The organism is Amycolatopsis albidoflavus, from assembly GCF_039525725.1.
GTDB lineage: Bacteria > Actinomycetota > Actinomycetes > Mycobacteriales > Pseudonocardiaceae > Amycolatopsis > Amycolatopsis albidoflava.
The window spans coordinates 100,193-119,557 of sequence record NZ_BAAAHV010000033.1; the positions used below are offsets into that span (position 1 = coordinate 100,193).

Annotated in this window: 17 protein-coding genes; 5 read left to right on the forward strand and 12 right to left on the reverse strand. The window is 68.8% G+C overall.

Annotation, left to right across the window (positions count from 1 at the left end; translation table 11 throughout):
- Nucleotides 1–47: 47 nt before the first annotated feature.
- The gene (locus ABD156_RS46785) at nucleotides 48–377 is read left to right on the forward strand and encodes an MGMT family protein (protein ID WP_344288528.1); all 330 of its coding nucleotides are present in this window, start codon (nucleotides 48–50) and stop codon (nucleotides 375–377) included.
- A 520-nt stretch (nucleotides 378–897) separates the two neighbouring features.
- Nucleotides 898–1,719, forward strand: a complete 822-nt coding sequence (locus tag ABD156_RS46790) for a siderophore-interacting protein (RefSeq protein WP_344288530.1) — start codon at nucleotides 898–900, stop codon at nucleotides 1,717–1,719.
- On the opposite strand, the gene ABD156_RS46795 is transcribed toward ABD156_RS46790, so the two are convergent.
- Nucleotides 1,716–2,522 (reverse strand): uroporphyrinogen-III synthase, encoded by an 807-nt coding sequence (locus ABD156_RS46795; RefSeq protein ID WP_344288532.1) that lies wholly within the window; start codon nucleotides 2,520–2,522, stop codon nucleotides 1,716–1,718. The two genes, ABD156_RS46790 and ABD156_RS46795, sit on opposite strands and share 4 nt — an antisense overlap.
- A 53-nt stretch (nucleotides 2,523–2,575) precedes the next feature.
- Nucleotides 2,576–3,553 (reverse strand): helix-turn-helix transcriptional regulator, encoded by a 978-nt coding sequence (locus ABD156_RS46800; RefSeq protein WP_344288534.1) that lies wholly within the window; start codon nucleotides 3,551–3,553, stop codon nucleotides 2,576–2,578.
- Between the two features lie 62 nt (nucleotides 3,554–3,615).
- Between ABD156_RS46800 and ABD156_RS46805 the strand changes: the two genes are divergently transcribed.
- Genes ABD156_RS46805 through ABD156_RS46815 form a run of 3 tightly spaced genes read left to right on the forward strand, consistent with a single transcriptional unit; the run spans nucleotide 3,616 to nucleotide 6,113 of the window.
- Nucleotides 3,616–4,011: a DUF3224 domain-containing protein gene (locus ABD156_RS46805; protein ID WP_344288535.1), complete on the forward strand. Its 396-nt coding sequence runs from the start codon at nucleotides 3,616–3,618 to the stop codon at nucleotides 4,009–4,011.
- A gap of 11 nt (nucleotides 4,012–4,022) precedes the next feature.
- Nucleotides 4,023–5,141 (forward strand): DNA glycosylase AlkZ-like family protein, encoded by a 1,119-nt coding sequence (locus tag ABD156_RS46810; protein WP_344288537.1) that lies wholly within the window; start codon nucleotides 4,023–4,025, stop codon nucleotides 5,139–5,141.
- A gap of 21 nt (nucleotides 5,142–5,162) precedes the next feature.
- The gene (locus ABD156_RS46815) at nucleotides 5,163–6,113 is read left to right on the forward strand and encodes a squalene cyclase (protein ID WP_344288539.1); all 951 of its coding nucleotides are present in this window, start codon (nucleotides 5,163–5,165) and stop codon (nucleotides 6,111–6,113) included.
- On the opposite strand, the gene ABD156_RS46820 is transcribed toward ABD156_RS46815, so the two are convergent.
- The 10 genes from ABD156_RS46820 to ABD156_RS46865 form a co-directional block, all read right to left on the reverse strand.
- Nucleotides 6,110–6,721 carry a formylglycine-generating enzyme family protein gene (locus ABD156_RS46820; protein WP_344288541.1) on the reverse strand — a complete coding sequence of 204 codons (612 nt, stop codon included), beginning with the start codon at nucleotides 6,719–6,721 and terminating at the stop codon, nucleotides 6,110–6,112. The genes ABD156_RS46815 and ABD156_RS46820 overlap by 4 nt on opposite strands.
- 10 nt (nucleotides 6,722–6,731) lie before the next feature.
- Nucleotides 6,732–7,859, reverse strand: a complete 1,128-nt coding sequence (locus ABD156_RS46825) for a uroporphyrinogen-III synthase (RefSeq protein ID WP_344288543.1) — start codon at nucleotides 7,857–7,859, stop codon at nucleotides 6,732–6,734.
- The gene (gene nirD, locus ABD156_RS46830) at nucleotides 7,856–8,188 is read right to left on the reverse strand and encodes a nitrite reductase small subunit NirD (RefSeq protein WP_377926006.1); all 333 of its coding nucleotides are present in this window, start codon (nucleotides 8,186–8,188) and stop codon (nucleotides 7,856–7,858) included. The genes ABD156_RS46825 and nirD overlap by 4 nt, the downstream gene beginning before the upstream one ends.
- On the reverse strand, nucleotides 8,185–10,689 hold the full coding sequence (gene nirB, locus ABD156_RS46835; protein WP_344288545.1) for a nitrite reductase large subunit NirB: 2,505 nt from the start codon (nucleotides 10,687–10,689) through the stop codon (nucleotides 8,185–8,187). Before nirB ends, nirD begins: the two co-directional genes overlap by 4 nt.
- A gap of 1 nt (nucleotide 10,690) precedes the next feature.
- Nucleotides 10,691–12,028 (reverse strand): nitrate/nitrite transporter, encoded by a 1,338-nt coding sequence (locus tag ABD156_RS46840; RefSeq protein ID WP_344288547.1) that lies wholly within the window; start codon nucleotides 12,026–12,028, stop codon nucleotides 10,691–10,693.
- A 26-nt stretch (nucleotides 12,029–12,054) separates the two neighbouring features.
- Complete coding sequence (locus ABD156_RS46845) at nucleotides 12,055–13,479, reverse strand: FAD-dependent oxidoreductase (RefSeq protein WP_344288549.1); 1,425 nt, start codon at nucleotides 13,477–13,479, stop codon at nucleotides 12,055–12,057.
- Nucleotides 13,476–15,512, reverse strand: a complete 2,037-nt coding sequence (locus tag ABD156_RS46850; RefSeq protein WP_344288551.1) for a molybdopterin oxidoreductase family protein — start codon at nucleotides 15,510–15,512, stop codon at nucleotides 13,476–13,478. Before ABD156_RS46850 ends, ABD156_RS46845 begins: the two co-directional genes overlap by 4 nt.
- 115 nt (nucleotides 15,513–15,627) lie before the next feature.
- Entirely contained in the window at nucleotides 15,628–16,425 is a 798-nt protein-coding gene (locus ABD156_RS46855; protein ID WP_344288553.1) for a TIGR02569 family protein, read from the reverse strand.
- 407 nt (nucleotides 16,426–16,832) lie between these two features.
- Nucleotides 16,833–18,014 carry an adenylyltransferase/sulfurtransferase MoeZ gene (gene moeZ, locus ABD156_RS46860; RefSeq protein WP_182894351.1) on the reverse strand — a complete coding sequence of 394 codons (1,182 nt, stop codon included), beginning with the start codon at nucleotides 18,012–18,014 and terminating at the stop codon, nucleotides 16,833–16,835.
- 98 nt (nucleotides 18,015–18,112) lie between these two features.
- The gene (locus tag ABD156_RS46865) at nucleotides 18,113–19,294 is read right to left on the reverse strand and encodes a DUF3152 domain-containing protein (protein WP_344288557.1); all 1,182 of its coding nucleotides are present in this window, start codon (nucleotides 19,292–19,294) and stop codon (nucleotides 18,113–18,115) included.
- Between the last annotated feature and the right edge of the window lie 71 nt (nucleotides 19,295–19,365).

Genomic DNA, 19,365 nt, shown 5'->3' on the forward strand with positions numbered 1-19,365 from the left:
GGTGGCGCACCGGCACACCCCTCGGCGGGACTATCATCTGCCGGGTCATGAACGACGAACTGCACGAGCGGATACGCGCAGTCATCGCCGACGTACCCGCGGGGACAGTCGCGACGTACGGCGACGTCGCAGCGCTCTCCGGTGCTCCCTCTCCGCGCATGGTCGGCCGCGCCCTCGCCGAGGACGGCCACGACCTGCCCTGGCACCGCATCCTCCGCGCGAACGGGACTCCCGCGCCGCATCTGCTGCACGAACAGCTCGAACGGCTGCGCGCCGAGGGCGTGCTGGCGGACGGCGAAAAGGTGGACCTGCGGAAGTACCGCTGGCGGCCGGACGGGGAGGAACCGGGCGAGGACGAGCCGCCCGGCTTGTTCTAGATCTTCCGCAACGGCTACTTCCCCGCACCACGGCCTCCGCACGACCACTCCCGCACCACGGCCTCCGCACGACCACTCCCGCGCCACGGCCTCCGCACGACCACTCCCGCACCACGGCCTCCGCACGACCACTTCCGCGCCATGGCTTCCGGACAGCGCTGCTGCGCGTGCGAGACGGCACCGCTGCTCGGCAGGACTCCGCCCCAATGCCACATTGGGTGCATCTGACGCACCCAATGTGGCATTCGGTGCGTCGCGCGCACCCAATGCCGCATTGGGGTTTTGGCAGTGGTGTCGCGCGGCCGGGGCGAAGCCGGGCCGGGGCGGCTCTCCACTCCCGCAGATGTCCGTGAAGGGCTCCTTGAGGGAACTAGATTCCCTCAAGGAGCCCTTCACGGACCTGCTCATCGCCGCCAAGCCCTGCTATCGCGGCCGGTCCCCGCCCAATCCCGGCAAACGTGGCGTCCGCCATCCTCACCGGCCATAGCCCGCGCCGCGCGGTTTAGGTTAGCCTCACCTCATGGGCACCCTCACTTACCACCCCGGCAAGGTCACTGCGGTTCGGCGGGTCACGCCGCACATGGCTCGGGTCACGTTCGACTGCCCGGGGCTCGCCGCGGCGGGGCCGGTGGCGCCGGACGCGTACGTGAAGGTGTTCTTCCCGCTCCCCGGCGACGAGGAGCCGCATCTGCCGCCCGCTGAGATGGGCGAGGACGACGTCCTGTCGTGGTACCGCCGCTACCTCGCGATGCCCGACGACGTCCGGCCGCCGATGCGGACGTACACGGTGCGCGCGGCGCGTCCGGAGAGCGGCGAGGTGGACGTCGACTTCGTGCTGCACGAGGAGAGCGGCGGCCCGGCGTCGACGTGGGCCGGGCAGGCGGCGGTCGGCGCGCGCGTCGCGTTCCTCGGGCCGCACGGGTTGTACGACGTGCCGGACGGGACGACGTGGCAACTGTTGGTCGGTGACGAAACAGCGCTGCCGGCGATCGGCGGGATTCTCGAGCGGCTGCCGCAATCGACGCGCGCGTCGGTGTACGTCGAGATTCCGGACCGCGCGGAGCGACAGACCTTCGAGACCAACGGTGCGGTCGAAGTGCACTGGGTGGTCCGCGGTGCGCGTACGCACGGCGAAGCGCTCGTCGACGCCGTACGCGCGGCCGAGTTGCCCAACGGCACGCCGTACGCGTGGGTGTCCGGCGAAGCAGGTGTCGTGAAGCTCGTTCGGCGACACCTTGTCCGCGAGCGCGGCTTCGACAAGACCGCCATCTGCTTCACCGGTTACTGGCGGCAAGGCCTCAGCGAAGAAGCCGCCGGACGACAGCAGGCCGAAGCGTCCTAACCGAGCTTCGCGACCACTAGCTTCACCAACGCGCCTAGCCGCTGGCGCTCCGGCTGTAGCGTGCGGATTCCCGCTGCCTCCAACGGCGCAGCGGTCACCGGACCAACGCACGCGCAGACGACCGTGCCACCGCGCAGGGTCTCGCGCAGCTCCGCACCGCGCCCGGATTCGTCGGCGAGCGTCAGGAAATTCGTCGCGGCCGGGGCGCTGGTGAACACCAACGCGGCCAGTTCTCCCGACAGCACTTCGCGGATCAACGAGAACACCGGCTCCGGGTTCGGCGGCGTGTGCCAGCGGTAGGGCTGCACCGCGAGCACCGACGCCCCCGCCGCCTCGAGCGGATCGGTGAACTCCGGCAGCGGTGCGCCGTGCAGTTGCAACGCCACGCGCGCGCCGTCGACACCCGCTTCGGTGAGCGCGCCGAACAGCTCGTCGTTGGTCTCGCCGGGCGCGGAGTACTGCTCGCGCAGACCGACGCCACGCACCGCGCCCACCGCTTTCGGCCCGCGCGCGAAGATGCGTGACCCGGCCAGCGAGTCCAGCAGCGCGTCGCGCAGGCCCCAGCCTTCGGCGGCGTCGAGCCAGCCGCGGAACCCCGCCCCGGTGGTGACCGCGGTGAGGTCGACCGGCGCGGCGAGGACGGCTTCGGTGCCCCGGCGCAGTTCCGGATCGTCGGGGAGCGGGACGATCGTGATCGTCGGCGCGTGCCGCACTTCCGCACCGTGCCTGAGCAACGCGCCGATCAGGTCGTCCGCGCGCCGCTCGGCCGTGACGCCGATCCGCACGCCGTCCAGCTCACCCATCCGTTTGCCTCGTCTCCGGTGAAGTCGCGCCCGGCAGCAGCGCCCTGATCAGGTCATTCATACCTCTGCCCCATCTCCCGGACCGCCGCCGCCAGTTCCGTCCGCAGGTCCTCCGGCGCCAGCACCTCCAGATGCGGCCCGAACCGCAGCAGTTCGCCGATCGCCGCTTCGCCCGGTTCGACCGGCAGGTCGATCGTCAACCATCCGTCGCCGTCCGGTTCCGCTCCGGCGGCGACTGCCTCGCGAAGCGCCCGGGCGCCGACGCTGCCCGCGTAGAACGGTACGAGAGCCTGGGAGCGCGGCGAGAGGCGCACTGTCGCCTTTCGGGGGTACATCCGGCGTTCGAACTGCTCCGACCACTCCTGCCAGTAACCGGCGAGGTCGAATTCCGCCGGTCGCTCGAACTCCTCGCCGAGGTCGGTCAGCTCGTGGATGCGCGAAATCCGGTAGGTGCGATCGGTCCCCTCGCACCGGGCGGCGAGGTACCAGTTGCCCGCTTTGAGGATCAGCCCCAGCGGTTCCAGCACCCGCTCGACCTCGCGCTGTCCCCACCGTTCGTACCGGACGCGGATCCGCCGCGCGGACCACACCGCGTCGGCCACCGCGGACAGCGTCGGCAGGCTTTCGATGCCCCGGTGCCAGCCGGGGACGTCGAGGTAGAAGCGCTCCGCGACGCGGCCGGCGCGGCTGCGCAGCTCCTGCGGCAACGCCGCGTACAGCTTCAGCTGCGCGGCCGCCAGCACCGTGCCGAGCCCCAGCTCCGCGGCCGCCACCGGCAGCCCGGCCAGCGCCAGCGACTGGGCTTCGTCCTCGTTGAGGCCGGTCAGCCGCGTCCGGTAGCCGTCGACGAGCTGGTAACCGCCGCTGCGCCCGCGGTCGGCGTACACCGGCACCCCCGAGGCCGACAGCGCGTCGATGTCGCGGTACACCGTCCGGACCGAAACCTCCAGCTCAGCGGCCAATTCCTCGGCGGTCATCCGGCCGCGGTTCTGCAGCAGGAGAAGCACGGTGAGCAAACGGCCGGCACGCATGCGGCAAGTATGACTGAAATACCTGACACAAGATGGCAGGTATGCGTGATTGAGTAAGCGGCATGAACACGTTTGGCATGACGAAGTGGGAAGAGCACGTGGCGAGCGGCGAGGAGGGCAGCCCGCGCGTCGCGTACGTGCACGCCGCGATGGAGTACTCGGGCGTCATTCAGGGTGCGGCCACTGGCGACTACCTGCTGTACTACCCGGGCGAAGGCTACGACGGCGGCGCGACCACGTCGCCGGGCTACGACCGGTTCGAGGGCACTGTCGACGGCCGCCGCGGCACGTTCGTGGTCCGCCAGGAGTGGGGCTTCGACCCGAAGAGCATCCGCTCGACGTTCGAGGTCGTGCCCGGCTCCGGCACCGGCGAGCTGGCCGGCATCAGCGGCTCCGGCACGGTGCACGGCGTGCTGGGCGAGCCGACTGTGTCGTACACCTTCGACTACAAGATCTGAAGGAGGCCGGGATGCTGGAGGTGTCGCGCGAACAGGCGCTGGCGTACCGGATCGCCGAGCAGGGGCTGCACCGCTCCGTCGCCGATCCGTACGACCTGCCGCTGCTGGACCTCGGTCTGCAGGACAGCATGCGCGACACCGCTCTTCTCGCACTAGCAGCCCGGATGCCGGATGAGGTGACGCCGGAGTCGCTTGTGGACGATCAGCGGCTCGCCCTGGTGTGGTCGCACCGGGGCGCGCCGCATTTCCACCGGCGCGCGGATCTTCGGGAGCTGACGGCAGCTTTGGTGCCGGTCGACGATCCGGACGCGCTGGCCCGGATGTTGTGGCAGAAGAAGGACATCCAGGCCGCTGACGTGTCCCCTGTGGACATTGTGTTCACCACCGCGCGGGCAATCCGCAAAGTGGTCACCAAGCCGATGACCAAGGGCGCGGTGAGCGGCGAGATCACGAAGCTGCTGCCGCCCGCGTTCAGCCGCTGGTGCCGCGGCTGCAACGCCACTCACGTGCACGAACAGCTCATGCGAATCGCCTCCCTGCACGGCGGCGCACGGCTCGAAGCCGGGCAATCCCCGGCGACGCTCGCCCCGCTGGAGGATCGCGGACGGATGTCCACGCGCCCGGTCCCGGCGGCGGTTTCGCGAGTGATCGAGCAGTATTTGCGCTTCAACGGACCTGCGACGCAAGGCGACTCGGCGGGGTTTCTCGGCACCGCGAAGACTTCCGTAAGCGAGACTTGGCCTTCCTCGCTCGCTGAGGTCAAAGTGGACGGTCGACGGGCCTTCATCCCGAAAGATCGGGTGCCCGCGTTGGAGAACCCGCCGTCGGCCGCCGGAGTACGCCTGTTGCCGCCGCTCGATCCGTACACGCAGGGCCGTGACAAAGCCGTCCTCGTCCCGGACAAAGCGCGGGCGAAAGAGGTGTGGAAGATTCTCGGCAGCCCTGGTGCGTTATTGGTCGACGGCGAGATCATGGGTACCTGGCGGATGAAAGCGTCGGGCAAACGCCTCGCCTTCACGCTGGCCGAATTCGATCCGCTCCGCCGCTCGGACCGCCAAGCCGCAGAGGACGAGGCGGCCCGGGCCGCGTCCGCCCGCGGCTACCAGGACTTCTCCGTGACGTGGGGTTGACCGGCGGGATAAAGTCCTGACGTGCTGAAATGGCTGCTCGACTCAGACCCGACGTTGCGCTGGCAGGTCGAACGGGACTTAGCGGACGCGCCGCCCGAAGTCTGGACGGCCACCCGGCACAAGATCGCGACCGAGGGCTTCGGCGCGCAACTCCTCGCCCGCCAAGACCCGGACGGGCAATGGGCAGGCGGCGCGTTCTTCCCGGCGCAATTCACCCCAGGCCCGGACACCGGGCAGCCGTGGACGGCCACCACCTGGTCGCTCAACATGCTCCGGGAATGGGGCCTGGATTCGGCGGTGCTGCGCGCTCGCCGGACCGCGGAATTGATCGCGGAGAATTCCCGCTGGGAATACGACAATCTGCCTTACTGGGACGGCGAGGTCGACGTCTGCATCAACGCCTGGACCCTCGCGAACGGCGGCTGGCTCGGCGTGGACGTCTCCCAGCTCGCCCATTGGTTCCCCGCGCACCAGCTGGCCGACGGCGGCTGGAACTGCGAATGGGTCGACGGGTCGAAACGCTCGTCCTTCCACTCGACGCTGAACGCGGTGAAGGGCCTGCTCGCCTACGACATCGCGACCGGCGGCACCGACGAGACGCACGCCGCCCGCCGCGCCGGCGAGGAGTATCTGCTGGAACGCCGTCTGCTGTACCGGCTCTCGACCGGCGAGCAGGTGGCCTCGTGGGTAGATCATTTCGCGTATCCGGTGCGGTGGCATTACAGCGCGATCAACGCGGTCGAACACTTCCGCGAGGCCGCGATCGTGGACGACCTTCCGCCTGACCCACGGCTCTCCGACGCGGTGGAACGGGTTCGCGCCGCCCGGCAGCCGGACGGAACCTGGCTGCAGGACGGCCGGCTCAACGGCGACATGTGGTTCGAGGTCGACGTCCCGGCCGGAGAACCCTCCAAGTGGCTGACGCTGTACGGAACCCGGATTCTGTCCTGGTGGGACTCCGCACAGTCCTAACTGGACCGTGCGACGCGAAAGCCGACGTCGTCCACCCGGAAGGTCGGGTGGCTCCGGCGGCGCACGGACACCCGGACGCTCCAGTGTTCGTCCGCCCAGCCGCCACCCTTGAGCACTCGATACTCGCCGTACACGGCCGGATCGTAGAGATCCCAGCACCAATCCCAACTGTTGCCGAGCAGATCGTAAGCACCCCAGGCGTTCGGACGCTTCTCGCCGGAGGGATGCAGCCGGCCGCCGGAGTTTCCTTCGTACCAGGCGATCTCGTCCAGGTCGCCGTACCTAGGGCCTTCGGTGCCAGCGCGGCAGGCGTGTTCCCACTCAGCTTCGGCAGGCAGACGGTAGCCGGACGCGGACCGGTCCCACTCCACCTCGTCGCCAATCGCGTAAGCGGGCGACAGTCCGTCGCGTTCGGACAGTGTGTTGCAGAACCGCACCGCGTCCAACCAGGACACCTCGACCGCGGGTAGTCCTCCGCCGCCGCTGTATTCCTCTTGAGTGATCGGGAACGCGCCTAGCTCGAACGCGGGCACGTCGACTGTCCAGCTGCGTTCTGTCCGCCGGTCGGTGAGCGTCACCGTTCCCGGCGGAATCGGGACCATCCGCACCAGGCCGAGATTAGCCGATCGGCACCGGGGTGTCGCCGGGATTCACCGCCAGCCGATAGCCCCGCTTGACCACAGTCTGCACCACTCCGGTGCCGCCAAGAGACGTTCGCAACCGGCCGATCGCCGTCTCCACCGCGTGCGCCTCGCCGCCGGACGGAAGCTCGGCGGACAATTCCCGGCGCGCGACCACCCGGCCAGGTTGCCGGGCGAGGGCGCGCAGGAGCGCCATCGGGGCCGGGGCGATCTCGCGCCATTCGCCGTCGACCAGCGCGCCGGTGCCGCGGACCTGCAGCACATGGCCTGCGGCGTACAGCGTCGGCGAGGCCGCGACCAAGGTCTCGGCGACCGTTCGCGCCAGCGCCCCTATTCGCGACCGTCTCGGTTGGACAGTCGGAACACCCAGCGAGGCAAGCGGCGCAGCGGTGATCGGACCGACGCACGCCACCGCCACCCGGCTGCTCAACACCTCGACCAGCGCGCCGAGCCGGCCAGTCCGCCGCGCCATCGCGACGGTCGACGCGGCAGCGGGCGCGCTCGTGAACGGCAAGGCGTCGATCGTGCCTTCCAGGACCGCGTCCAACAGCCGGTCGAGCGGTCCCGGGTCCGCCGGAGCCACCCAGCGGTACACCGGGATCTCGATCACCTCGGCGCCTGCCTGCCGAAGGGTCTCCGCGAAGAACGGCAACGGCTCGCCGTGCAGCTGAAGCGCGATCCGCCGTCCGTCCACTCCGGACTTGGTCAGGTACTGCAACAGTTCCGCGCTGCTCTCCGAAGCGGGCGAATAGTCCTCCGCCAGCCCCGCCGTCCGCACCGCGCCAGCCGCTTTCGGGCCGCGAGCCAGCAGCGAGGCATTCGACAGATGGTCGAGCACTTTATCCCCGAGACCCCACCCTTCCGCGGCCTCGATCCAGCCGCGAAAGCCGATCCCAGTCGTCGCCACGACAAGGTCCACTGGCGACTCCAGCAATCGCATCGTCGCCGAATGCAGCTCGGTGTCGTCGGCCAGCGGCACGATCCGGATCGCCGGTCCATAGCGGACCGCGGCACCCTGGCGCACGAGCAGCGCGCCCAGCTCTTCAGCTCGGCGCGCTGCCGTGATTCCCACCGTGAACCCGGCCAGCGGCCGGACGTCGGTCACGGTGATCCCACCTCGATCACCCCGTCCCGTACGCGAACCGGATACACCGGCACCGAAACGCCTTCCGCGTCCAGGCACTCTCCGCTTCGGAGCGAAAACCGTTCTTTGTAGACCGGCGACGCGACCACCGGCTCTCCCCCGGCGTCGCCGACAATCCCGCGCGACAGCACGGCCGCGCCGCTGCACGGGTCCCAATTGGACAGTGCGTACCAGCCGTCGCCGGCGTGGAACACCGCGACCTGCTGGCCGTCGACCAGTGCCGCGGCGCCGGAGAACTCCGGAATGTCCACTGCCGCGCACACCGCGGTCCAGGATGAGGTCATGGTCATCGCCGCACCTCCGGAACTCCCAGCAGCACCGGGATCCGCTGTTCCCGCTCCTCGCGGAACGAGATCGACGGATCGGGCGTCCCCGGCGCGTTCACGAACGAACTGAAGCGCGCCAGTTTGTCCGGATCCTCCAGCACCCCGCGCCATTCGTCGGTGTAACCCTCGACGTGTTTCGCCATCGCCGCGTCCAGGTCCTCGCAGATGCCGAGGCTGTCGTCCACGATCACCGCGCGCAGGTGATCCAGTCCGCCGTCCAGCTCCTCGATCCACGGTGCCGTGCGCTGCAACCGATCCGCCGTGCGCACGTAGAACATCAGGAACCGGTCGATTGTGCGCACCAGCGTTTCGGTGTCCACATCAGACACCAGCAGCTCCGCGTGCCGAGGAGTTGCCCCGCCGTTGCCGCCGACGTAAAGGTTCCATCCGTGTTCGGTAGCGATCACGCCGAAGTCCTTGCCGCGCGCTTCAGCACATTCACGCGCACACCCGGACACCCCGGCCTTGATCTTGTGCGGCGACCGCAGACCTCGATACCGCAACTCCAGGTCGATCGCCAGCCCCACGCTGTCCTGCACGCCATACCGGCACCAGGTCGAACCAACGCAGGATTTGACTGTCCGCAACGACTTTCCGTACGCGTGCCCGGACTCGAAGCCCGCGTCGACCAGTCGCCGCCAGATCTCCGGCAGCTGGTCCACAGTGGCCCCGAACAGGTCGATCCGCTGTCCGCCGGTGATCTTCGTGTACAGCCCGAAATCCTGCGCGACTTGCGCGATCACCATCAGCTTCTCCGGCGTGATCTCCCCGCCGGGAATCCGCGGCACCACGGAATAGCTGCCGTTGCGCTGCATGTTCGCGAGGAACCGGTCGTTCGTGTCCTGCAGCGAGGCCTGCTCGCCACCGAGGATGTGCCCGTTGCCCAGCGTCGCCAGGATCGACGCCACCGCGGGCTTGCAGACCGCACAACCGGTCCCGGTGCCGTAGCGGCTCACCACCTCGCTGAACGTCGTCATCTGCGTCGCCCGGATGATCTCGAACAGCTCCGCGCGCGACTGCGTGAAGTGTTCGCACAGCGCCTTCGACTGCTCGACGCCGCAGGCGTTCAGCAGCTTCGCCAGCATCGGCACGCACGAACCGCACGAGGTTCCTGCCCGCGTGCACGACTTCAGCTTCCCGACCGAATCGCAGCCGTCCTCAGTGATCGCCCGGGTCAGCGCACCCTTGGAAACCCCGTTGCACGAACAAACCTGCGCCTCGTCCGGCAAGGCGTCCACGCCGACCGCCGCGCCGCCGCCGGCCGGCGCGAGCAACGCGCCCGGGTCGGCAGGCAGCGGACGGCCGACCAACGCCCGCAGCGTGTTGTATTCCGCCGCGTCGCCGACCAGAACCCCGCCGAGCAGCGTCCGGCCGTCGTCGGTCACCACGAGCTTCTTGTACGTCCCGGCCACGGCGTCGTTCACCGCGACTTCCAGCGCTCCTTCGGTGGCCGCGTGCGCGTCGCCGAAACTGGCGACGTCCACGCCCATCAGCTTCAGCTTCGTCGCGGTGTCCGGCTCGGGGAAGCTCGCCGCGGCACCGGTGAGCTGCGCCGCGACCACCTCGGCCATCGCGTATCCCGGCGCGACAATGCCGTACACCCGGCCTTCGACCGCCGCACACTCACCGATCGCGTAGACCGCCGAATCGCTGGTCCGGCACGTCGCGTCGACCAGCACGCCGCCGCGCTCGCCAACGTCCAAACCGGACTCCCGGGCCAGGTCGTCACGAGGGCGGACACCCGCCGAAAAGACCACCAGGTCGACATCCAGCTCGGTGCCGTTGCCCAGCTTGGCCAGCAATCGCGATCCGTCCGCCTCGATCGCGTCCGTTGAAGTTCCGGTGTGGACGGTCACGTCGAGGTTCGCGATCAACCGCCGCAGCAGCCCGCCGCCGCCATCGTCGACCTGCAAGGGCATCAATCGCGGTGCCATTTCCACGACGTGCGGCGACAAGCCCATGTCCCGCAACGCCTTCGCCGCTTCCAGGCCGAGCAGACCACCGCCGATGACCACCGCCGCCCGACGGCCGCGTCCTTGCCGTTCGGCCGCCGCGCGAATGGCGTCGAGGTCTTCGATCGTCCGGTACACGAAGACGCCGGGCAGATCCCGGCCCGGCACCGGCGGCACGAACGGACGAGAACCGGTCGCCAGCACGAGCGAGTCATACGGCTGCACGTGTCCGGCCGCCGTTGTCACCGTCTTGGCTTCGCGATCCACCGAAACAACGACCTCGCCGAGGCGAAGGTCGACCGCGTCGTCTTCGGCGTAATCCGATCCCGGCAACGCCAGCGCCGCCGGATCCCAGCTGTCCACATAGGAGGTCAGCGCGACCCGGTCGTAAGCGGGACGGTTCTCCTCGCCGAAGACGACGACCTGCCACTCGCCCGCCGCGTCTGCCGCGCGAAGTGCCTCCACGAACCGGTGCGCGACCATTCCGTGCCCGGCGACCACCACTGTAGGCATTTCAGACCTCCGCTCCTGCCAACGCCACCTGCGCGCGCACCGCTGGCTTGCGCAGATAGCCGAACCACGTCACACCCACGCACACCGCGTAGAAGACCAGGAATCCGACGAACGCCGGGACGCCGCTGTGCGCGGTGGCGAACGACTGCCGGAACGCGAGGTTGATGAACAATCCGCCCAGCGCGCCGATCGCGCCCGCCAACCCGATCAAGGCTCCGGACAGCCGGCGCGCGTTCCGCAATTCCGTCGCTTCGTCCGCACCGGCCTGAATCTCCGCCCGAGCCTTCACCTGGAAGATCGCCGGGATCATCTTGTACGTCGAACCGTTGCCGATTCCGGTGAGCACGAACAAAACGATGAACGCGGCGGTGAACGTCGCCAGCGAGTCAGCCGAGGAAGCCAGCACCAGCACCACGGTCGCCAGCGCCATCGCGCCGAAGGTCGCGAAGGTGACTCGGCCACCGCCGATGCGATCCGACAGCCAGCCGCCGATCGGCCGGGACAGTGAACCCAGCAGCGGACCGAGGAACGTCACCGCGGCCGCCTGCAACGGCGTCCGGCCGAACTGGTTCTGCAGCACCAATCCGAAGGCGAAGCTGTAACCGATGAAGGAACCGAACGTGCCGACGTACAGCAGCGACATGACCCAGGTGTGTCCAAAGCGGACTACTTCGCGCATTGCCTTGGTGTCACCGCGAACGCTGGCCAGGTTGTCCATGAACAACGCGGCGCACGTCGCGGCGATGACGATCAGGGGAAGGTAGATGTAGAGCACCAGTCGCGGAGCCGTCGCACCGGCAGTGCCGATCACGAGCAATCCGACAAGCTGAATCACTGCGACGCCAAGGTTTCCGCCACCGGCGTTCAACCCGAGCGCCCAGCCCTTATGCCGTTCTGGGTAGAAAGTGTTGATGTTCGCCATCGACGACGCGAAGTTGCCGCCGCCGACACCGCCGAGCGCCGCCATCAACACGAACGTTCCGAGCGAGGTGCCCGGGTGCAAGACGACCGCGGTCAGCACCGTCGGAATGAGCAGTAACAGAGCACTGATGACTGTCCAATTGCGACCGCCGAATCGCGCGACCGCGAAGGTGTACGGGATGCGCATGATCGCGCCGACCACCGTCGGCGTGGAGACGAGCAGGAACTTGTCCGCCGCGCTGAAGCCGTAAGCCGGGCCCATGAACAGCACCACGACTGACCACAATGTCCAGATCGAGAAGCCGATGTGCTCGGAGAACACGGAAAACCACAGGTTGCGCCGGGCGACGCGCTTGCCGGTGGTCTCCCAGAACTCGTCGTCCTCGGGATCCCAGTGCTCGATCCAACGGCGGGTCATGGCGTCCTCCTTGGTACCGGGGGCGGTCATTGCGCGGCCAGCCAGTCCGCGACCGCGCCGACCGTGTCGCGGCAGCTGCCGCAACCCGTGGTGGCGCGGGTGGTGCGGGCGAGTGCGGCGGCGTCGGTGGCGCCACCCCGCCAGGCTTCGATGAGCCGGCCTTTGGTCACCGCGTTGCAGCGGCAGATCACTGTGGACGAAGGAAGATCGGCCGGGCTCGCCGCTGTCGGCGCGCCCGCGGGCAACGCGCGGCCAAGTAGAACTGCGAGCCGATCTTCGGGGACCGGCGTGCCTCGGTCGTGCAGCTGTGTCACGGTCGCCGCCGCGTCCGGCAAGCCGAGCAGGATCGCGCCGGTCACTCGGTCGCCGCGCACGACGAGCTTGCCGTACCGGCCGCCGGACGGATCGTCGAAGGTCACGACCTCAGCGGCGTCGTCCTCACTGGTCACCTGCGTTTCGCCGAGTGCGGCGAGGTCGATGTCGCGGGCCTTGAGCCGAGTTACCGTTCGAGTGCCGCGATACCGCGCCGTGGCGTCCGCGCCGGTGAGCAGGTCCGCGAGCACTGCGGCCTGTTCCCACGCGGGCTGGACCAACCCCGCTGGCGCGCCTGGGTGGCGTGCGCAGTCGCCCAATGCGTGGATCCGGCCGTCGCTAGTCCTCAGTAGATCGTCGACCAGGATGCCGCGATCCACCGCGAGTCCGGCGGCTTCGGCGAGCGAGGTCTCCGGCCGCACCCCGGCCGCGACGACCACGAGGTCGGCGGGAACGAAGCTGCCGTCGTCGAGTTTCAGGCCGTCGCCGGGCAGGTGCCGGGCGGCGGTCACCTCGAACCGGAAGGTGACACCCAGCTCTGCCAACCGGCGCGCCAGCACTCGGCCGGCGCCGGAATCCAGTTGCCGTTCCAGCACATGCGGCTGCGGGTGCACCACGGTCACGTTCGCGCCGCGACCGGCCAGCCCGCGTGCGGCTTCCAGGCCGAGCAGCCCGCCGCCGAGTACCGCGACCGGTGCTCCCGGGCGTGCTGCGTCGACGATGCGCGCACAGTCGTCCAAGGTCCGGAACGTCACGACCTCTGGGCCGAGTTCGAGCCCTTCGACCGGCGGCAACCATGGCGCCGCACCGGTCGCGAGGACCACGGCGTCGTAAGGGAAATCCTCGGTTTCAGTGCGGACCACCCGCCGCGCCGGGTCGATTCGCGTCACTCGCGTTCCGAGCCGCAGGTCAACCTGCGCCTGCGCCGCCCATTCCGAATCGTGCAGGCGCACCGTTTCCGGATGCATCCCGCCAGCGACCACAGTGGACAGCAACACCCGGTTGTACGCCGGGTGCGGCTCTTCGCCGAGCACTGTCAGCCGCACTCGATCCGCTTCCGGGTCGCGCCGCCGGATCTCGTCCGCGAGCCGGGCACCGGCCATTCCGTATCCGATGATGACGACGTTCCGCGCGCTCATGCTTCCGCCCTCGCCAACGACACGGCGCACACTTTGAACTCCGGCATCCGGCTCACCGGGTCGAGCGCGGGGTTGGTCACCAGATTCGCCCGTGCCGCACCGGGAAAGTGAAACGGCAGGAAGACCAGGTCGGCTCGCATCGACGAAACACACCGCACCTGCGCGACCGTCTCCCCGCGCCGCGACCGCACCACCGCACGATCGCCGTCGGCCAGCCCGGACCGCGCCGCGGTATCCGGGTGCACCTCGACGAACACCTCCGGCACGACCGCCGTCAGCTCCGCGATCCGGCGAGTCTGCGCACCTGATTGGTAATGCTGCAACACTCGGCCCGTCGTGGCCTGCAACGGAAACATCTCGTCCGGCAACTCGGCGGGTCCACTGTGGTCGACCTCCACGAAGCGCGCCCGGCCGTCCGGATGCGCGAATCCGCCGAGAAACATTCGCGGCGTGCCCGGGTGTTTCTCGTCCGGAATCGGCCAGTGCAACGCTTCCCCGGAACGCAACCGTTGATAGGTCACGCCGGAGTAGTCCGCGGCACCGCCCTTCGACGCGGCACGCAGTTCCTCAAAAACCTCCGCCGCGTCGTCCGGAAATCGCTCAGCTGGCTGTCCAATGCGGACTGCGAGCTCCCGCAAGAGAGACAGATCGCTGCGCACTCCGTCCGGTGGTTGGATCGAGCGCTGCCGCAGGAGGACCCGGCCTTCGAGATTGGTCAACGTGCCCTCCTCCTCGGCCCATTGCGGAACCGGGAAAACCACGTCGGCCAATTCCGCGGTTTCCGACAGGACGAAGTCCGCCACCACGAGAAGATCCAGTCCAGCCAACCGGTCCTGCACACGAGCCGACCGCGGCGCGGACACCACCGGGTTGCTCCCGAACACCAGCAACGCCTTGATCGAATCGCCCAATTCCTCGAGCAATTCGACCGCCGACCGGCCCGGCCCCGGCAAGCTTTCCGCCGGCACGCCCCAAACTCCGGCCACATACGCACGCGCCGCCGGGTCGTCGATCTTGCGATATCCCGGCAGTTGATCCGCCTTCTGCCCGTGCTCTCGTCCGCCCTGGCCGTTGCCCTGCCCGGTCAGGCAACCAAACCCAGAACCGGCGCGGCCGGGCAATCCCAATGCCAGCGCGAGATTGATCCACCCGCCGACTGTCGCGGTGCCAGACGCGTGCTGTTCCGTCCCGCGTCCGGTGAGCACATACGCGTTTCCCGCCCGGGCCAGCATTTCCGCCGCACGGCGCTGATCCGCGGCCGAGACGCCGGTCACCCGCTCGACCCGCTCCGGCCACCAGGTCGCGGCGATCCGCCACATCTCGTCGAACCCGGCGGTCCGAAGATCCACATAGGACTTGTCCAGATACCCCTCGGCGACGACCGCGTGCAGAATCCCCAACGCCAGAGCAAGATCCGTTCCCGGCGCGGGCGCGAGGTGCAATGCGGCGCGCTCGGCTGTCGGAGTGCGACGCGGGTCGATGACGATCAGTTCCGCGCTGTCGAGGTGCTGCATGAAGGGCGGCATCGTCTCGGCCGGGTTCGCTCCGGCGAGCAGGACGACGTCCGCGCCCGCAAGATCGGTGACAGGGAAAGGAAGTCCGCGGTCTACGCCGAACGCGCGGATCCCGGCTGCGGCGGCGGAGGACATGCAGAATCGGCCGTTGTAGTCGATTTGCGACGTTCCGAGCGCAATTCGGGCGAATTTCCCGAGCAGGTAAGCCTTTTCGTTGGTGAGGCCGCCTCCGCCGAACACTGCGACCGAGTCCGCGCCGTGGATCTGTCGCGAGGATCGCAGGCGAGCCGCGACGAAATCCAGTGCCTCGTCCCAGGAAACCGGCTGCAGTTCGCCGTCTCGGCGGAGCAGCGGCGAGGTCAGTCGGGCACCGGATTCCAGCAGCGAACCGGCGGTCCAGCCTTTCTGACACAGGCCGCCCGCGTTGACCGGGAAATCCCTTGGGGTGACCCGGGTCTCAGCCAGGCGCATCCCGCACTGCAAGGCGCAGTACGGGCAATGTGTGTCGACGTGCGGCACAGGCGCTCCTCGGGTCGGCGATGACCCGACGGTAAGGACGCCGTGTTACCCCGATGTGCCGGAATGTTTCGGGGAGTTGACATTGCCCGCCGTCACGGCGGGGGCGCGCAGTGAGTCAGAGGATCGCGCTGACCTCGCGGGCGGCTGCGCGCAGGCCGTCCAGGGCGGCGTTGGTGGAGCGGGGGTCCAGTGCGTGCGAGGCCAGGCGGAAGAGCATGGCGCGCAGGAGGAGCTGAGGCCATTCGGGGAGGTGTGCCCAGCGTTCGAGCAGGGCTCCGGTGGCTCCGCCCCAGATCAAGGAGTCGACTGCTGCGATCGCCGCGCCCCATTCGCCTGGGCGGTAGTACGGGACGAAGTCGACCACTCCGGGGGCCGCGTCGCCGTCGAAGAGGAGGCCGGCGAGGAGTTCGCCGTGGGCTACCTGGTGCGGGAGTTTGATCGGGCGGCGGGCCGGGGCGAGGATTTCGAACCAGCGGCCGCCTTTTTCCTCGGGGAGGGGACGGTCTTGTTCTTCCCAGGCGATTCGGTCGGCGATGGCGTCCCGGTCGTCGCGGGAGGAGAGGAAGTCCGGGCGGGGGAGGTCTGCGGTGGCTCGGTGCAGTTTGACTGCGGCCAGGATGGATTCTTCGCAGCGGTGTTCGGTGGTGCCTGGGAGGTATCGCCAGGCTGACCAGTCGCCGACTATCCAGCGGCCGTCTCTCGAGCGGACTGGTTTCGCGATCCGTAGGCCCGGGTCGTCGGCGAAGTCGAGGGCTCGGGCGGTCCAGAGGGCTTGGGAGCGGTCTTGGACGCGTTTGAAGACCACGTCGGCGCATTGCCAGGATTCGGAATCCGGGAGGAGGGTGATGGCGTCGGCGTCGCTGCCGAACGCGGAGCAGACGCGTTCGGAGGGACGTTCGAGGGTTGACCGCACAAAGGGGGAGGTTACCCCGGTGTCCGTGCGGATCCTGGGGAGACTCGCTGGTCGTGGGGGCTTCTTGGTTCGGCTCGTCGCCTGGCGGCGACATTGCGGCCGAGTGGGGGCCACCACCCCGAAGCTTGATTGTCCTGACGGTTCGGGGGTGCTTGTCAAGGCGGGAAAGATGCCTTGACAAGCACCCCCGAACCGCAGAGAAGGCTTCGTATCGGGGTTGGGGGCGGGGTGGGTGGCTCCAGCGGTGGGTGCAGCGGCTGCGGTTCGTAGGTCGTGAGGGGAACCCTGAGGGACTCAGAGTCCGTGAAGGTGGCCCTCACGGACAATCGTCGCGCGCTCGAAAGCCGTGAAGGGCTCCTTGAGGGAATTAGATTCCCTCAAGGAGCCCTTCACGGACTCGTCTTTGCTCAGTAAGTCGGCAGGCTTGGGTCGATCTGTCGTGCCCAGGCCAGGACGCCGCCGCCTAGGTGGGTGGCGTCCTTGAAACCGGCTGCGTGCAGGGCGGCCAGGGCCTCTGCCGAGCGGGCGCCGGACTTGCAGTGCAGGACGATGGGCTTGTCCTGCGGCAGTTCCGCCAAGGCCTCGCCGGAAAGGATGCGGTCCTTCGGGATCAGCGTGGCGCCCTTGATGTTCACGATCTCGTACTCGTGCGGCTCGCGGACGTCGATCAGGGCGAAGTCCTCGCCCGCGTCGAACTTGGCCTTGAGTTCCGCGGGAGTCAGGGTGCTGCCGGAGGCGGCCGAGGCGGCCTCGTCCGACACGACGCCGCAGAAGGCTTCGTAGTCGATCAGTTCGGTGATCTTCGGGGTCTCCGGGTCCTTGCGGATCTTGACCTCGCGGTACTTCATCTCCAGCGCGTCATAGGAGATCAAGCGCCCGAGCAGGGGCTCTCCGATGCCGGTGATGAGCTTGATCGCCTCGGTCACCATGATCGAGCCGATCGACGCGCACAGCACGCCCAGCACGCCGCCTTCGGCGCACGACGGGACCATGCCGGGGGGCGGCGGCTCGGGGTAGAGATCCCGGTAGTTGAGACCCTTGCCGTTCGGGGCGTCCTCCCAGAAGACGCTCACCTGGCCTTCGAACCGGAAGATCGAACCCCACACGTACGGCTTGCCGAGCAGCACCGCCGCGTCGTTGACCAGGTAGCGGGTGGCGAAGTTGTCGGTGCCGTCGAGGATCAGGTCGTACTGCTCGAAGATCTCCAGCGCGTTCGCCGATTCGAGACGCTCCGTGTGCAGGTGCACCTTGACCAGCGGGTTGATCTCGGCGATCGACTCCTGCGCCGACGCGGCCTTGAGCTTGCCGACGTCGGACTGGCCGTGGATCACCTGGCGCTGCAGGTTGGATTCGTCGACGACGTCGAAGTCGATGATGCCGAGCGTGCCCACGCCGGCGGCCGCCAGGTACAGCAGCGCCGGGCTTCCGAGGCCGCCCGCACCGATGACCAGGACCTTCGCGTTCTTCAACCGCTTCTGCCCGACCACCCCGACGTCCGGGATGATCAGGTGACGGCTGTACCGGGCCACCTCTTCCTTGGTGAGCTCGGCTGCCGGCTCGACGAGCGGCGGCAGTGCCGTGTCTGACATCGGGTCCTCCATACTCGCGCGGGTCGCGTAGTCGATCCCAGTATCCCCAACGCGCGCTGGCAAGAGGGACTTCCCCGCTCCCAGATGGTGAGACTCTGTTACTGGCCCGGCGGGGTCGGGTTCGGCCACGCGTTCGGCTTGCACACGTGATGGTCCGCGGCGACCTTGCCCCGGTCGCCGCCGGGGATGTTGTTGAGCATCGCGACGTAGTCGTCGGCGACGCCGAACGACTGCTGCATCATCACCGGCGCGGGCTGGTCGTTTCCCGGACAGCCCACGTGGTTGTTGCCCAGCGCGTGCCCGACCTCGTGGTTGATGGCGTACTGCCGGTACCCCGTCATGTCCGAGCCGTAGACCTTCGCGCCGCGCACCCAACGGGACAGGTTGATCAGCACCCGGCCCATGGTGCGCCGGTAACACGAGGCCTCGAATTTGATCTGAAACCCGCACGCGTCCGCCCGGTGCGTCGTCTCCGGCGTGGTGAGGCTCACCCGGAAACTCGGGTTCGGATAGCTCGCGTCGACCCGCTGCAACCGGATCTCGCCGTTCCACGTCCAGCTGCGCGGATCGGACAAAATGCCCTGCACCGCGGTGCCGAAGCCGTCGTCTCCGGCGTAGCTCGCCGGATCGATGCCGTCCTCGACCTCGACCGTGTAGGTGTAGAGCTTCCCGGACTTGCCCACGACGTCGCCGGAGCCCTGCACGACGTGCCAGGTGCCCTTGCCTGCCTGCGTGAAATTGCCGCCGTTGGGCAGGTCAGCGGTGGGCACGTTGAGGTTCACCGGCTGCGCGGGGTTCTCCGGGATGCCGCCGCCACCGTCGATCGAGCCCGAGGAGGAATCGCCGGACGCGACCTCGCCGCTGCTGCCCGCCGTGCCGGCGTCGGACGGGCCGGAGGCGGTGTTGACCGCGACCAGCACGGTGATCACGGCCAGAATCGGCAGCGCGTACACGCGCCAGCCGTAGGTCTTCACGAACCGGCCGAACGGCGACCGCTGCTTCTTCTTCGGAGCCGGGCGCTTCTCCGCGTCGTCCTTGGGCTTCCAGGCGGCCGCGAGCGGCTCCGCGCTGGTCCGCCGTCCGCCCGGCCGGTATCGGTCCTCGCCCACGCGCTGGGCGGGCTTGCGCGCGGGCCGGTACTGGCCGACGCGCGGAGAGTCGGACTCCGGATCGCTCGAACCGGAAGACCCGGATGACACCGAAGACCCTGAACGCCGGGCCGACCCGGCGGTCGGGCCCCGCCGGTCTTTCGCTCGCGCGTCCTGCTTCAGCCGGTCCACCGATCCAGGGTGCCACACGGCGGCGACGTTCCCGGCAGCGACTGGCGGGCTCCCCGGCGATCCGCGGTCCC